This is a genomic window from Janthinobacterium longum (genome assembly GCF_051380735.1).
In the GTDB taxonomy this organism is placed as follows: Bacteria; Pseudomonadota; Gammaproteobacteria; order Burkholderiales; family Burkholderiaceae_D; genus Janthinobacterium.
In genome coordinates, this window is record NZ_JBNYXQ010000001.1 from 1,474,558 (window position 1) to 1,489,657 (window position 15,100).

The following is a 15,100-nucleotide window of genomic DNA, read 5'->3' on the forward strand; positions in this document are numbered from 1 at the left end:
CGAATGCTGTAAGTTCGCGCCCCCAGGCCAGCAGCAAACCTGTAAAGTGATTAATACCCGAGTCGCCCGCACGGGCCTCTCGGGCCAAGCGGGCCCGAAAAATGTCGAGGGCAAGGCGCGGCGACGACGACAGTACGCATGTACGGCTAGAAGCCGCAACGCCGCCATCGGCATTTTCTCGGGTTCGCGTCTCCGGCCCGCCATTCTTAGGTTTCTAGGCCTTGCGCCTTCAAGTGCTACAGCACTTCCTCACCACCCATGGCTCGGTCAATATCGGCGCGCGTCAGATCCGGCGCCAGTTGCAGGATGAATTCATACGCATACGCGCGCAGGTAGGCGCCGCGGCGCACGGCAAGGCGGGTGGTATTGGTAGCGAACAAATGCGACGCTTCCACCGCGCGCAAGCCCTTGTCGCGGCCATGGTCAAACGCCATTGAAGCAACGATACCCACGCCCATGCCCAGCGCCACGTACTGCTTGATGACGTCCGAATCCATGGCCGTGAGGATGATGTCGGTGGCCACGCCGGCCTTGGCGAAAGCATCGTCGATATGGCCGCGGCCCGTGAAACCCTTGTCGTAGGTGATCAGCGGATATTTTGCCAGGTCTTCCAGGCGGATCGGCGAATGTTCCAGCAGCGGGTGGCCGTCCGGCACCACGATCAGATGGCTCCAGCGATAGCAAGGGAACGACACCAGGTCGGGGAACTGGCTCAGTCCCTCGGTGGCGATGCCGATATCGGTCTTGCCCGACAACACCCATTCGGCGATATGTTCGGGCGCGCTTTGTTGCAGCGCGATGCGCACCTCGGGAAACGCTGCGCGAAAGCCCTGCACCACTTTCGGCAGCGCATAGCGGGCCTGGGTGTGGGTGGCCGCCACCGACAGGGTGCCGCTGGTCTGGCCGCTGTATTCCAGGCTGGCCTGCTGCAGGTTTTCCGCTTCGATCAACAGCCGGTCGACGATCTTCAGTATGCCCTTGCCCGGTTCCGTCAGGCCGGTCAAGCGCTTGCCGTTGCGCTCGAAAATGACCACGCCCAGTTCGTCTTCCAGTTCGCGGATCTGCCGGCTCACGCCGGGCTGCGAGGTGAACAGGGCGTTCGCCACTTCCGTCAGGTTATAGCCGCGGCGCGCTGCCTCGCGGATCGAGCGCAGTTGTTGAAAGTTCATATTATTCCAATCAGGTTCGTGTCGGCTCGACAAAGACGTGCAAACGCTTGGGACGCACGACCAGCGTCTCGCCTTCTTTCAGTTGCAGATGGCTGAAACGCTCGTTCGACATCACCGCTTCGATCAGTTCGCTGTTATCGACGCGCTGCAGGTCCAGCTGGGCCAGCGGGCCGATCGCATGGGCGCGGCTCAGTTTCACCACGATGCCTTCGGCGCCCGGTGTATAGCGGTCGATTTCCAGGTCGTGCGGCCGCACATAGGCGGTCCCCTTGCTGTCGCTCACGCCTGCATAGTCGGGCACGTCGAAACTGGCGTCGCCGGTGGCCATCACGCCGTCATGCACGCGGCCATGGAACAGGTTGACGTTGCCGAGGAAGCCATACACAAACGGCGAGGCCGGATGGTTGTAGACCTGCTCGGGCGAACCGAGCTGTTCGACGGTGCCCTTGTTCATCAGCACGACCTGGTCGGCCACTTCCAGCGCCTCTTCCTGGTCGTGCGTGACGAAAATGCTGGTCACGTGCAGATCGTCATGCAGCCGGCGCAGCCAGCGGCGCAATTCCTTGCGCACCTTGGCGTCGAGCGCGCCGAACGGCTCGTCGAGCAGCAGCACGCGCGGCTCCACCGCCAGCGCACGGGCCAGCGCGATACGCTGGCGCTGGCCGCCGGACAACTGCGGCGGATAGCGGTCGGCCAGCCAGTCGAGCTGCACCAGTTCCAGCAAATCCTTGACCTTGCGGCGGATCTGGTCTTCCGACGGGCGCTCGCTGCGCGACTTGACGCGCAGGCCGAAGGCCACGTTTTCAAACACGGTCATATGCTTGAACAGCGCATAGTGCTGGAACACGAAACCGACCTGGCGCTCGCGCACATGGCGGTCCGACGCGTTTTCGCCATCGAGCAGCACCTGGCCACTGTCCGGATGCTCAAGGCCGGCAATAATGCGCAGCAGTGTCGTCTTGCCGCAGCCCGACGGGCCCAGCAAGGCTGTCAGTTCGCCGGCAGGAAAGTCGAGCGAGATATTGTCGAGGGCGACGAAATCGCCGAAACGCTTGTTGATGTTGTGAACTGCGATAGTCATGTCAGTGCTCCGTGGAACGTAAGGCGGAATCGTCGGCGTCGCTCTCGTTCAAACGCCACTCAATAAAGGCTTTCAGGGCCAGGGTCACCAGCGCCAGCAGAGCCAGCAGCGAGGCGACGGCAAAGGCGGCGGCGAAGTTGTACTCGTTGTACAGAATCTCCACCTGCAGCGGCATGGTGTTGGTTTCGCCGCGGATATGGCCGGACACCACCGACACGGCGCCGAACTCGCCCATGGCGCGCGCATTGCATAAAATCACGCCATACAGGAGTCCCCACTTGATGTTCGGCAAGGTCACGCGGCGGAAAGTATCCCAGCCCGATGCGCCCAATACCAGCGCCGCCTCTTCCTCTTCGCTGCCCTGCGACTGCATCAGTGGAATCAGCTCGCGCGCGACGAATGGGAAAGTGATGAAAATGGTCGCCAGCACGATGCCCGGTACGGCAAACAGAATCTTGATGTCATGTTCCTGCAGCCACGGGCCGAACCAGCCCTGGGCGCCGAACATCAGCACATAGATCAGGCCGGAAATCACCGGCGAAACGGAAAACGGCAGGTCGATCAGAGTCAGCAAGATGCTTTTGCCGCGGAACTCGAACTTGGCGATGCACCACGAGGCAGCCACGCCGAATACCAGGTTCAGCGGCACGGCAATCGCGGCCGTGATCAGGGTCAGCTTGATGGCGGAAATCGCGTCCGGATCGACAATTGCCGCGACATACGCTTCCCAGCCCTTCTTGAACGCTTCGGCAAACACGGCCACCAGCGGCACGATCAAAAAGGCCGTCAGGAACAGCAGCGCGATGCTGATCAGGACGGTACGCACCCACAATGGTTCGAGCACCACGGGGCCGACGCTGGGCGCGATGCGGCGCGCTTTCGGCAGCGCATCTTCCACAGTGGCGACGGCGGAGACTTTGGTCGTCATTATTTCTTGCCCTTTCCGCGTGTCCACGCTTGCAGCAGGTTAATCGTCAACAACAGCAGGAAGGAGATCACCAGCATCACGACGGCAATCGCGGTGGCGCCCGCGTAGTCGTATTGTTCCAGCTTGGTAATAATGAACAGCGGCGTGATTTCCGACACCATCGGCATATTGCCGGCGATAAAAATGACGGAACCGTATTCGCCGGTGGCGCGTGCAAAAGCCAGCGCAAAGCCGGTCAGCAGCGACGGCAGAATGGTCGGGAAAATCACGCGGGTAAAGGTCTGCAGGGAATTGGCGCCGAGGCTGGCAGCGGCTTCTTCAAGCTCTTTTTCCGCGTCTTCCAGCACCGGCTGCACCGTGCGCACGACAAACGGCAGGCCGATAAAGGTCAGCGCCACCACCACGCCCAGCGGCGTGAACGCCACCTTGATGCCCAGCACGCCTTCGATAAACTGGCCGAACCAGCCGTTCGATGAATACAGTGCCGTCAGGGTAATGCCGGCCACGGCCGTAGGCAGCGCAAACGGCAAGTCGACCAGAGCATCGATAATGCGCTTGCCCGGGAATTTGTAGCGCACCAGCACCCAGGCCAGGATGCCGCCGAAAATCACGTTGAGCAAGGCGGCGATCAGCGAGGCGCCAAACGTCAATCGGTATGACGCCATCACCCTGTCGGACGTGACGGCCGTAAAAAACGCGTCCCAGGTCATCGTGAATGTCTTCAGGAACACCGCCGACAGCGGAATCAGGACGATCAGCGCCAGATAGAACAGCGTAAAGCCCAGCGACAGCTTGAAGCCGGGCATGACCCGGAACGGCGCTCCCCGCGCCTTGACCGGTGCTATTGTTGCTGCAGACATAGAAACCCCTTCTTATTACATTTTCGAGTAACAGGGCGTCATATTCACATGCAATCGTTATAAAAAGAACTAACCATTTCTCATTTGCTTAGACGGGAAATGCATACTCAAGCTGATTAACCGTTGGGGGAAAAAAAACGCACCGTCAAAGTGCGTTTTTAGCAACAACAGCTGGCTTATTTGTTTGGCTGAGGGGTCAGACGCAGATAGGGCTTGGCGGCCGTATAGCCTTTCGGATACTTCTGCTTGATCACTTCAGGGTCTTGCACCGGCAGCGGGATAATCACGTCGTCGCCATCTTTCCAGTTGCCGGGGGTGGCGACCGTGTAGCCGTCCGTCAGCTGCAGGGCGTCGATCACGCGCAGGATTTCGTCGAAATTGCGGCCGGTACTCAAGGGATAAGTGAGGATCAGGCGCACTTTCTTGTTCGGGTCGATGACGAACACCGAGCGCACGGTGGCGGTAACGGACTGTTCCGGATGGATCATGTCGTACAGCACCGATACTTTCTTGTCGACGTCGGCGATGATGGGGAAACCCACCACCGTGTTTTGCGTCTCTTCGATATCCTTGATCCAGCTTTTATGCGATTCGGCCGCATCGACCGACAGCGCCACGGCTTTCACGTTGCGCTTGTCGAATTCCGGTTTCAGCTTGGCGGTCAGGCCCAGTTCGGTGGTGCAGACAGGGGTAAAGTCGGCCGGGTGGGAAAACAGCACCACCCAGGAGTCGCCGGCCCACTCGTGGAACTTGATAGTACCGATCGAGCTGTCTTGTTCAAAGTCGGGGGCGGTATCGCCCAGGCGTAAAGTCATCGTGATCTCCTGAACAGGTTTTAAGGTTGGACAATCAGGCTGCATGACGGTGGCGCGTAGTATTTTGCGCCAGGTCAGACAGTGTTTGCAGTTGCGCCTGGCCATACACCCAGTCACCCAAACCGGACTCGGCGTTGATATGACCCAGCGCACCGCCATCAATATACTTGCAATTCCAGCGCCGCGCCCACTGCGCCGCGTGTTCGGCTTTCATCCACGGATCGGTCTGGCTGGCGATCAAAATGCCAGGGCAAGGCAATCGCTTGTGCGGCAAGTTGCCGGCCACGCCGAATTTTTCGGGGTCGGCCGGCGCCACCAGCAGCACGCCAGCCACGCCCTGCGGATCGCGCGCCAGGCTGTGCGCCGTCGCCAGGCAGCCGAAGCTGTGCGCAACGATCAGGGTTGGACGGCTGTCCTCGCGCCGCACCCGGTCCAGCCTGGCAGACCAGGCGGCCAGGTCGGGCTGTTCCCAGTCGTCCTGGTCGACCCGCTCGAATTGCGGATACAGGCGCTGCCAGCGGCTCTGCCAATGCTCGGGACCGCTGTTATGCAAGCCCGGCACGATCAGTACCCGGTAATCCGAAAAGCTGCGCAGCGCCATGATGATTCCTTTGTGATCAGCTCAAGCAGGCTCTCGCCTGCCATGGAATGATTACTTCGGTTGATAGATCTGGTCGAAAATGCCGCCGTCGGCAAAGTGTGCCTTTTGCGCCGCCGTCCAGCCGCCCACATCGGCGATGGTGAACAGATTGACCTTGGCAAACTGGCCGGCATATTTCTGCGCTGCCTTGGCGGTGGCCGGACGGTAGTAGTTCTTGGCAATAATGTCCTGGGCCTCATCCGTGTACAGGTATTGCAGGTAAGCTTCAGCCACCTTGCGCGTGCCGTGCTTGTCGGCCACCTTGTCGACCACGGCAACCGGCGGCTCGGCCAGGATGCTGATGGACGGGGTGATGATGTCGAACTTGGTCGGACCCAGTTCCTTGACGGCCAGGTAGGCTTCGTTTTCCCAGGCGATCAGCACGTCGCCGATGCCGCGTTCAACGAAGGTGGTGGTGGCGCCACGCGCGCCGGAATCGAGCACCGGCACGTTTTTATACAGTTTGCCGAGGAACTCCCTGGCCTTGGCTTCGTTGCCGCCCGGCTGGCGCAGCGCGTAGCCCCAGGCTGCCAGGTGATTCCAGCGGGCGCCGCCCGAGGTTTTCGGATTCGGTGTAATCACGGACACGCCTGGCTTGATCAGGTCATTCCAGTCCTTGATGCCTTTCGGGTTGCCCTTGCGCACCAGGAACACGATGGTCGAGGTGTATGGCGAGCTGTTGTGCTGCAAACGCTTTTGCCAGTCGGCAGCGAGCAGCTTGCGTTCGGCCAGCGCGTCGATGTCATAGGCCAGCGCCAGCGTCACCACGTCCGCTTCCAGGCCGTCCAGCACGGCACGCGCCTGCTTGCCGGAACCACCATGCGATTGCTTGATCTTGACGTTGTCGCCGGTCTTGCCTTTCCATTCCTTGGCAAACGCCGTGTTTACGTCCTGATACAGCTCGCGGGTCGGGTCATACGACACGTTGAGCAAGGTGATATCGGCAGCTTGCACGGTTTGCAGGACCGCCAGAGCGCTGATGGCGGCGGCTATGATTATTTTTTTCGACAACATCGATGATCCCCGTGTGGTTGACTTTCAGAGCCACCAGATTACGGCTTCCACCTCATAAAGAGAACGAAGCGTTTCAGCATTTGATATGCGATTTTCGCATATAAAGAATGTTGAACGGGGATCTCGTGGTCAGTAAAAACGGTTGAACAACACCACGACCCAGGTGGCGAATGCCAGCAGGCAGGTCAGCAACACGGCTGCGCTGCCGAAGTCCTTGGCGTTTTTCGACAGTTCATGGCGCTCCAGCGAAATGCGGTCGACCACCGCCTCCAGCGCGGAATTGATCAGTTCGACGATCAATATCAGCACCAGCACGCCGATCAGCACCAGCTTTTCAAACGCGGAAACGCGCAGCAGCAAGGCGATGACGGTACCAAACACGAACAGACCCAGTTCCTGGCGGAACGCATGCTCGCCGCGCCAGGCCGCTTTCAGGCCGTCGATGGAATAGAAAAATGCGGAAAAGATACGTTTCAAGCCGCTCTTGCTTTTGAATTCATTTACTGGTTGCATGGATTTTCGTGTTCAGGCCGATGAAGGAGTTTGATTATGCCTTGGCACAATAGAGATGTGACAATTTTTCATGCAAAGCCACAGCGGCCATTCCCCTCTTTCACATCATGGTATAAAGTACGGCATGAATACTGCATCGCACCAAATCCACCATGAAAATTGAACCCGTCGCAGCGCCCAAGACGACGATACAGGTGATAGAGCGCATGGTCGCCCTGCTCGACGCACTGGCCAAATATAGCGACCCGGTCAGCCTGAAGGAATTGTCGAAGGTGTCGGGCCTGCACCCGTCCACCGCCCACCGCATCCTGAACGACATGGTGCTGACGCGTTTTGTCGACCGTATCGAGCCGGGCACCTACCGCCTGGGCATGCGCTTGCTGGAACTGGGCAATGTGGTGAAAAGCCGCCTCAGCGTACGCGAAGCGGCGCTGGACTTCATGCGCCAGCTGCACAAGAAAACCCAGCAGACCATCAATCTGTCGGTGCGCCAGGGCGACGAGATCGTCTATATCGACCGCGCCTTTTCCGAGCGTTCCGGCATGCAGGTGGTGCGCGCCATCGGCGGGCGCGGCCCGCTGCACCTGACTTCGACCGGCAAGCTGTTTTTATCGGTCGATGAACCGAAAGCCATACGCGCCTATGCCACGCGCACTGGCCTGGCCGGACACAACAAGAATTCCATTACGGATTTGCTGAAACTGGAACGCGAGCTGAGCCAGGTGCGCGAGAACGGCTATGCACGTGACAATGAAGAGCTGGAACTGGGCGTGCGCTGCATGGCGGCCGGCATCCGCGACGACTCCGGCAAGCTGATCGCCGGCCTGTCGATCTCGGCGCCGGCCGACCGGCTGCAGGATGAGTGGCTGGAAGACCTGGTGGAAACGGCCAACCAGATTTCCGTGACCTTGGGATTTATGCCGCAGAATTAAAAAAAGGGGCCAGTTCAAACTGGCCCCTTTTTTATCAACCGCCTGGCAGAACCAGGTTGCCCGGTTTTAATGCCTCCAGCCACTTGCGCATCCGTCCCGCATCGGCCGTACGCGACTGCTTGCCCTTGGAATCGAGAAACACCATAATCACCGAACGCCCTTCGATCACGGCCTGCATCATCAGGCAGCGGCCCGCCTCGTTGATAAAGCCGGTTTTCTGCAAGCCGATGTCCCAGCCCGGATTGGCCACCAGGTGATTCGTGTTACCGAACTGCATGGGGTGGCCGCTGGCTTCGACGATCGCTTTCGGATCGGTCGAGAACTGGCGCAGCAGCGGATGCTGGAATGCGGCCATGGCCAGCTTGGCCAGGTCATGTGCGCTGGCCACGTTCATTTTCGACAAGCCGTTCGAATCGACATAATGCGTGTCATTCATGCCGAGCTTGCGCGCCTTGGCGTTCATGGCGCTGACAAAGGCCGGCAGGCCACCCGGATAGTTGCGGCCCAGGGCTGACGCGGCGCGGTTTTCCGAGCTCATCAGCGCAATATGCAGCATATTGCTACGAGTCAATTGTGAACCGACTTTCAGGCGCGAACTGCTGAATTTGGCGCGGTCGACATCGTCGTCCGTGATCGTCAGCACTTCATCCATGTCCTGTCCCGCTTCGACTACCACCAGGCCCGTCATCATCTTGGTAATCGAGGCGATCGGCAGCGCCACATTGGAATTTTTCTCGAACAAGACTTCCGCATTGCTCTGGTCGAGCACCAGCGCCACGCTGGACTTCAGGTCGAGCGGATCGCGTGTCAGATTGAGGCCGGCCAGGTCGCCCATGGTCGGCATCGGCGCGGCCATCGGCACGGCGGCGCTGGTCACGCGTTGATAGATGACCTTGCGTTTGCCGCGTACGGTAACGACGCGGCGCACGGCTTTCTCGCGCGGCACGGCTTTGGCGCGCGTGCCGATTGCACGATCGCCAGTGGCACGCGCGCCTTTGCGCAGCACGACCTTGGCTTTCTTGCTATTTTGTTTCTTGGCAGCTGAAGACTTGCTGGCTGCTTCCTTGGCGTGCACGGCCGCAGCCGGTGCCAGCGCAAACAGCAGGGAAGCCAGCAAGCCCAGCGCGAGTTTAAACTTTGCCATTCAATATTTCCCCGTGAAGCTGTTGCATTATTGCAGTTTAGCGAAATGTAGAGTAATCGCAAGCCAATTTAACAGTTGAGACAGTATTTATTGCGGCAATGAAACATAAAGCATGATTGAGGAGCAAATGAATTTCCTTTTCATTATGTGTTTCATTGGCTGAACCGTGATGGGTGTCATTTCTTGACGACAAACACGACGCCGATCACGGCCACCAGCATGCCGGCGATTCCCAATATGTTAAATGCTTCGCCAAACATCAGCCAGGCCATCACGGCCGTGGTCGGTGGCGTCAGGTACAGCAAGCCCGTGACCTTGGTGGCGTCGCTGCGCCGTATCAGTGCGAACAACAGGAAGATGGCACCAATCGACAGCACCAATACGGACCATAACAAGGCGCCGATAAAGTTGCTGGTCCATTGCACCTTGCTTAAAGCAAAATCCAGGCCTTCGTAATACAGGGCAAACGGCAACACCACCACCATCGAGGCGGCAAATTGCACCACCGTGCCGGTGCGCAAGTCAAACTGCGGACAATGGCGTTTCTGGAACATGGTGCCGGCCGTCATCGACAGCAGCGCGAACACGCACAGCAGCACGCTTTCCAGGGTCAGCCCCACCAGGTCGATCTTGGCATACACCACCAGCGCCACGCCCAGCAGGCCAAAAAACAGGCCCAGCCATTGACGCGGCCGCACCGACTCGCCGATCAAAGGTGCGGCGCAGGCCGTCAGCACCGGCTGCATGCCGACTATCAGGGCCGAGAGGCCGGCCGGCATGCCCAGCTTGATGGCACACCAGACACCGGCCAGGTAGCCGGCCTGCATCAACACGCCGGCCACGGCGATCTGGCGGAACTGCCCCACCGGCCACGGTGCGCGCAAGACCAGCACCAACGGCAGCAGGATTACCAGCACGCCCAGGAAGCGCAACAGCAGAAACGTCAGCGGCGGCGCATACGGCAGGCCGAACTTGGCGACGATAAAACCGGTACTCCATAACAACACGAAAAAGCCGGGCAAGACCATCGGCACCAGACTGGCGGGAAAAACGGCTTGATTGCCGGCGCCTGGCGCGGCGGGAAGATTGGACATGGACAGACTCGGAAAACGTGGCGGCACCGTGGGCTTCCGCCAGTGCGGAAGATCAAGTCTAGCATGCTGCGCTGCCCGGCGTGCCGCAGGGGCTGAAGGTGCCAGTTTTCCGGAAATAATTAACCACAAGAATCAAAAATTATTATTTAGAAACAATGACTTTTGACCTGAATCTATTCAATTGTTGCATTGCACAAGATTCGCTTGACTTAACTTTTTTTCACCGTAAAATAAGGTTTGTTGCGTTGCACAATTGCTTGTTCAGCTAGATAAAACAGAGTCAACTGCTTCCCCTTTATGGCAAACGCAGCATCAAATTAACCAGATTCTAATATTTTGGAGATTCACAATGTTTTCAATCCCTGAGCAATTCTCGTCCGCTACCAAATCCAACCTGGAAGCCCAATTCGCCCTGTTCTCGTCGCTGACGGGCAAGGCATTTGAGAGCATCGAAAAAATCGTCGAACTGAACCTGACCGCCGCCAAGGCTACCCTGGAAGAGTCGACCGCCACTGCCAAGCAATTGCTGGCAGCCAAGGATCCACAAGAATTCTTCTCTTTGAGCGCTGCGCAAGCCCAGCCGACCGCTGAAAAAGCCATCGCCTACGGCCGTCATCTGGCTGCGATCACGTCCGGCGCCCAAGCCGAATTCAGCAAAGCTGCTGAATCGCAAATCGCCGAAACGAACCGCAAGGTGATCTCGCTGGTCGAAGAAGTCACCAAGAACGCACCAGCCGGCTCGGAAAACGCCGTCGCCATGTTCAAAAGCGCCATCGGCAACGCCAATGCAGGCTACGAGCAGTTCACGAAAAGCAGCAAGCAAGCCGTAGAAACCATCGAAGCAAACCTGGCATCGGCCGTCAGCCAGTTCACGCAAGCCGCTGCCAAAGCGGCACCGCACGCTGCCTGATTAGCCTTCTGACTCAAGGCCGCCCCAGGCGGCCCAGCTGAACCAGCTCCCCCAGGCATCCACCCCGTGTTTCCCCACGGATGCCATTATGCCCCGCTTCTCCCGGGGCATTTTTTATGGGGAAATACTATTATTCGCCGAGATAGGCCGCCTTCACGCGCGGATCGTCGAGCATGTCGGCCGCATTGCCGCTCATCGTCATCAATCCCGAATCCATTACATAGCCGCGGTGCGCCGCCTGCAGCGCCAGGCGGGCGTTCTGTTCGACCAACAAGATCGTGATGCCCTCGCTCGATACCTTGCGGATGACTTCAAAAATCTTCTCGACCATGATCGGTGACAGGCCCATCGATGGCTCGTCAAGCAGCAGCAGCTTTGGATGGCTCATCAGCGCACGCGCCATTGCCAGCATCTGCTGCTCGCCGCCCGACAAGGTACCGGCCATCTGCGCCGCCCTTTCTTTCAGGCGCGGAAACACGTCAAACCATTTGGCTATATCAACTTCGACGCCGGCCGCGTCAGTGCGGGTGTAGGCGCCCATCATCAGGTTTTCGCGGATCGACATGCGGGTAAATACGCCGCGCCCTTCCGGCACCATCGCCAGCTTCTTTTCCACCAGGTGGAACGACTTGCTGCCCTTGAGCGACTCTCCCATATAGCTGATCGTGCCCTCGACCTTGCAAGCTGGCAAAGTGCCCGTGATGGCTTTCAGGGTCGTCGTCTTGCCGGCGCCATTCGCGCCGATCAGCGCGATCAGCTCGCCCTGGTTGACTTGCAGGTCGATGCCCTTGACGGCCTTGATACCGCCATAAGCCACGCTCAGGCCTGCTACTTTCAATACATTGCTCATGCGTGCGATCCTCCCAGGTAAGCCTCGATGACGGCCTGGTTTTGTTGTATTTCGGCTGGCAAGCCTTCGGCGATGCGCTTGCCGTATTCGAGTACCGTGATGCGGTCGCACAGGCCCATCATCAGTTTCACGTCGTGCTCGATCAGCAGCACGGTCTTGCCCTCGGCCTTGATTTTCACCAGCAACTCGCGCAGGGCCAGTTTTTCGGTGGCGTTCATGCCGGCCGCCGGTTCGTCCAGCGCCAGCAATTGCGGGTCAGTCGCCAGCGCACGGGCAATTTCCAGGCGGCGCTGGTCACCGTACGACAGGAAGCGCGCCGTGCGGTTGGCAAACCGGGCAATGCCGACAAAGTCGAGCAGCTCCATCGAGCGGCGGCGGATAGCCGCCTCTTCCTCGCGCGCCGCCTTGTGGCGGAAGATGGCGCCGAACACGCCCTGGTGCGAGCGCACATGGCGCCCGACCATCACATTTTCGAGCGCCGTCATGTCACCGAACAGGCGGATATTCTGGAAGGTGCGGGCAATCCCGGCCTTGGCCACCTTGTGCGGCGCCGACGGCGAATAGGGCTTGCCAGCCAGCTCGAAGGTGCCTGTATCGGGCTGGTACAGGCCGGTAATCACATTAAAAAACGTCGTCTTGCCGGCGCCATTGGGGCCGATCAGTCCGTAGATCTGGCCTTGCTTGATGGTAATGCCGACATCGGTCAGCGCCTGCAGGCCGCCAAACCGCTTGTTCACGCCGGCGATATGGAGAATGATCTGTTCGCTCATGCGTGCTCCTCAGGCTGATACGACATCGGTCGATTTGTCGGGTTGGTCGATATCGTGGTCAGGCCGGTCCTCGCTCTTCGGCGATGGCCACAGCCCAGCCGGACGATTGAGCATGATCAATACCATGGCCAGGCCGTACAGCAACTGGCGCAGCACTTCGGCTTCGATCACCACCTTGCCGAACAGCGCCTGCTGGGCCGGCTCGACCACATGGCGCAGCAGTTCGGGGATCGAGGCCAGGATCACGCCGCCGAGTATCACGCCGGGAATATGGCCGATACCGCCCAGCACCACCATCGCCAGCACGGCGATCGATTCGGTCAGCGAAAACGATTCCGGCGACACAAAGCCCTGGAATGACGCAAACATGGCGCCGGCCACGCCGCCAAACGAGGCGCCCATGGAAAAGGCCAGCAGTTTTACATTGCGCGTGTTGATGCCCATGGCTTTCGCCGCAATCTCGTCTTCGCGGATGGCGACCCAGGCGCGGCCCAGGCGCGAATGCTGCAGGCGTGTGGTAATGAACACCACGGCGACGCACAGGAACAGGAACAAAAAGTAATAGGCGTTCACGGACGGCATGGAAAAGCCTCCCACCATCACGGTGCTGTTGGTGCCCGCCTCGCCTGCCAGGTTGACGCCGAACACGCGGATCGGGTCGATCAGGTTGATGCCCTGCGGCCCGTTGGTGAAATTGATCGGGTCGTTCAGGTTGTTCATGAAGATGCGGATAATCTCGCCAAAGCCCAGGGTCACGATGGCCAGGTAGTCGCCGCGCAGTTTCAAGGTCGGCGCGCCCAGCAGCGCGCCGAACAGGCCGGCAGCAAAGGCCGCCAGCGGCACGATCACCCACACCGACAAATGGATGCCGTGCTCGCGGATCTCCGGCCCCATCAGTTGTACCAGCGACTCGCCGAACACCGGATACTGATTGATCACCGATTCGAGCAGGATGGCGAACTGCGGCGACGCCAGCAGCGCCGTCAGGTAGGCGCCGACTGCGTAAAAAGCGATATATCCGAGGTCAAGCAGGCCGGCAAAACCCACCACGATATTCAGGCCCAGGGCCAGCATGATATACAGCAGCGCCATGTCGATGATGCGTACCCACGAGTTGCCGAACTGGGCGGCAAAAAACGGGAAGATCATCAGCAGCGCGGCCAGGCCCACCATGCCGGCGTAGGCTTTGGCGGGGTTCTTTTTGACGTCGAAGTCGAGTAGTGCCATTGTCTGTCTCCTAATGACGTCAGGCGCGGTCGGCCACGCGTTCGCCCATGATGCCGGACGGGCGCAGTGTCAACACGATGATCAGCACGATAAAGGCAAAGATGTCCTGGTAGTGGCTGCCGAGGAAACCGCCGGTAATGTCGCCGATATAGCCGGCGCCCAGGCTTTCTATAATGCCCAGCAAGATGCCGCCTATCATGGCGCCGTAGATATTGCCGATGCCGCCCAGCACGGCTGCGCAAAACGCCTTCAGGCCGGGGATGGCACCCATGGAAAATTGAATGGAAGCATAGTTGGCGCCCCACATCACGCCGGCCACGGCGGCCAGCGCGGCGCCGATGGCAAACGTGGCGACGATAACTTTATCGGAATCGACCCCCATCAGGCCGGCCACGCGCGGGTTTTCCGCCGTGGCCCGCATGGCGCGGCCCATTTTCGTTTTTTCCACCAGGATCACCAACGAACCCATGGATATCGCGGCCAGGGCCAGCAGCAGCACTTGCGTTTGCGAAATCACCGCGCCGCCGATATTGATCGGGTCGGTCGACAGCAGTTGCGGGAAGGGCAGCGGGTTGCGGGTCCAGATCATCATGGCAAAGGTTTGCAGCAAGATCGACACGCCGATAGCGGTAATCAGGGGGGCCAGGCGGGGGGCGTTGCGCAGGCGGCGGTAGGCGACCCGCTCGATGATGATGTTGATAAGGATGCAGGCAGGGATCGCGCCGAGGATGGCGGTAGCCAGTTTCAGATAGCCGGGCCAGTCCGGCACATAAATGCCCAGCAACTTCAGGATGGACAGGCCCACCATGGCGCCTATCATGAGCACGTCGCCGTGGGCGAAGTTAATCAGGTTCAGCACGCCGTACACCATCGTATAACCGAGGGCGACCAGGGCATACATGCTGCCCAGCACCAAGCCGTTAATGATTTGCTGGATGAATGTATCCATGTCAGATTGCCCTATCGTTACATTTTTCGGGAACACCTTCCACTCGCCATGCCGCCGCCGATAAAAAAACGGCACCGAAGGAAAAAATCCTGCAGTGCCATCCTTGGACCGTTCTCACCAGCCTGGTGCGTGCACTGAAAACGTGCACCAACCCGCTTAATCATAACGACAACATATTCAAGCTTGCGACCATCATAACGATCT

Annotated in this window: 16 protein-coding genes; 2 read left to right on the forward strand and 14 right to left on the reverse strand. The window is 59.3% G+C overall.

All coding sequences use genetic code 11. The annotated features are described in order from the left end of the window. Positions 1-236: 236 nt before the first annotated feature. The 8 genes from ACQ4WM_RS06675 to ACQ4WM_RS06710 form a co-directional block, all read right to left on the reverse strand. The gene (locus tag ACQ4WM_RS06675) at positions 237-1,169 is read right to left on the reverse strand and encodes a CysB family HTH-type transcriptional regulator (RefSeq protein ID WP_436545887.1); all 933 of its coding nucleotides are present in this window, start codon (positions 1,167-1,169) and stop codon (positions 237-239) included. A gap of 10 nt (positions 1,170-1,179) precedes the next feature. Next, positions 1,180-2,250, reverse strand: a complete 1,071-nt coding sequence (locus ACQ4WM_RS06680) for a sulfate/molybdate ABC transporter ATP-binding protein (RefSeq protein WP_436545888.1) — start codon at positions 2,248-2,250, stop codon at positions 1,180-1,182. 1 nt (position 2,251) lies between these two features. Beyond that, the gene (gene cysW / locus ACQ4WM_RS06685; RefSeq protein WP_436545889.1) at positions 2,252-3,178 is read right to left on the reverse strand and encodes a sulfate ABC transporter permease subunit CysW; all 927 of its coding nucleotides are present in this window, start codon (positions 3,176-3,178) and stop codon (positions 2,252-2,254) included. After that, the gene (cysT, locus tag ACQ4WM_RS06690; RefSeq protein WP_436546216.1) at positions 3,178-3,984 is read right to left on the reverse strand and encodes a sulfate ABC transporter permease subunit CysT; all 807 of its coding nucleotides are present in this window, start codon (positions 3,982-3,984) and stop codon (positions 3,178-3,180) included. The genes cysW and cysT overlap by 1 nt, the downstream gene beginning before the upstream one ends. 230 nt (positions 3,985-4,214) lie before the next feature. Further along, positions 4,215-4,853, reverse strand: a complete 639-nt coding sequence (locus tag ACQ4WM_RS06695) for a peroxiredoxin (protein WP_436545890.1) — start codon at positions 4,851-4,853, stop codon at positions 4,215-4,217. 34 nt (positions 4,854-4,887) lie between these two features. Continuing rightward, positions 4,888-5,454: an RBBP9/YdeN family alpha/beta hydrolase gene (locus tag ACQ4WM_RS06700; RefSeq protein ID WP_436545891.1), complete on the reverse strand. Its 567-nt coding sequence runs from the start codon at positions 5,452-5,454 to the stop codon at positions 4,888-4,890. Positions 5,455-5,505: 51 nt separating this feature from the next. After that, a complete protein-coding gene (locus ACQ4WM_RS06705; protein ID WP_436545892.1) occupies positions 5,506-6,507 on the reverse strand; it encodes a sulfate ABC transporter substrate-binding protein in 1,002 nt (333 codons plus the stop codon). A 129-nt stretch (positions 6,508-6,636) separates the two neighbouring features. After that, a complete protein-coding gene (locus ACQ4WM_RS06710) occupies positions 6,637-7,020 on the reverse strand; it encodes a diacylglycerol kinase (protein ID WP_436545893.1) in 384 nt (127 codons plus the stop codon). A gap of 152 nt (positions 7,021-7,172) precedes the next feature. Here ACQ4WM_RS06710 and ACQ4WM_RS06715 point away from each other — a divergent pair, with 152 nt between their 5' ends. Then, positions 7,173-7,952 (forward strand): IclR family transcriptional regulator, encoded by a 780-nt coding sequence (locus ACQ4WM_RS06715; protein ID WP_308924830.1) that lies wholly within the window; start codon positions 7,173-7,175, stop codon positions 7,950-7,952. A 34-nt stretch (positions 7,953-7,986) separates the two neighbouring features. Here ACQ4WM_RS06715 and pbpG read toward each other — a convergent pair whose 3' ends face one another. Next, positions 7,987-9,096 carry a D-alanyl-D-alanine endopeptidase gene (pbpG, locus tag ACQ4WM_RS06720; RefSeq protein ID WP_436545894.1) on the reverse strand — a complete coding sequence of 370 codons (1,110 nt, stop codon included), beginning with the start codon at positions 9,094-9,096 and terminating at the stop codon, positions 7,987-7,989. Between the two features lie 176 nt (positions 9,097-9,272). Next, positions 9,273-10,190, reverse strand: a complete 918-nt coding sequence (locus tag ACQ4WM_RS06725) for a DMT family transporter (protein ID WP_436545895.1) — start codon at positions 10,188-10,190, stop codon at positions 9,273-9,275. Positions 10,191-10,539: 349 nt separating this feature from the next. Between ACQ4WM_RS06725 and phaP the strand changes: the two genes are divergently transcribed. Further along, the gene (phaP, locus tag ACQ4WM_RS06730) at positions 10,540-11,100 is read left to right on the forward strand and encodes a TIGR01841 family phasin (RefSeq protein WP_436545896.1); all 561 of its coding nucleotides are present in this window, start codon (positions 10,540-10,542) and stop codon (positions 11,098-11,100) included. A 130-nt stretch (positions 11,101-11,230) separates the two neighbouring features. On the opposite strand, the gene ACQ4WM_RS06735 is transcribed toward phaP, so the two are convergent. From ACQ4WM_RS06735 to ACQ4WM_RS06750, 4 genes are read right to left on the reverse strand one after another with little or no spacing between them, the layout of a single operon-like run. Then, a complete protein-coding gene (locus tag ACQ4WM_RS06735; RefSeq protein WP_436545897.1) occupies positions 11,231-11,950 on the reverse strand; it encodes an ABC transporter ATP-binding protein in 720 nt (239 codons plus the stop codon). Continuing rightward, on the reverse strand, positions 11,947-12,720 hold the full coding sequence (locus ACQ4WM_RS06740; RefSeq protein WP_436545898.1) for an ABC transporter ATP-binding protein: 774 nt from the start codon (positions 12,718-12,720) through the stop codon (positions 11,947-11,949). The genes ACQ4WM_RS06735 and ACQ4WM_RS06740 overlap by 4 nt, the downstream gene beginning before the upstream one ends. 9 nt (positions 12,721-12,729) lie before the next feature. After that, entirely contained in the window at positions 12,730-13,947 is a 1,218-nt protein-coding gene (locus ACQ4WM_RS06745) for an ABC transporter permease subunit (protein WP_436545899.1), read from the reverse strand. A 19-nt stretch (positions 13,948-13,966) separates the two neighbouring features. Beyond that, a complete protein-coding gene (locus ACQ4WM_RS06750) occupies positions 13,967-14,896 on the reverse strand; it encodes a branched-chain amino acid ABC transporter permease (RefSeq protein ID WP_436545900.1) in 930 nt (309 codons plus the stop codon). Between the last annotated feature and the right edge of the window lie 204 nt (positions 14,897-15,100).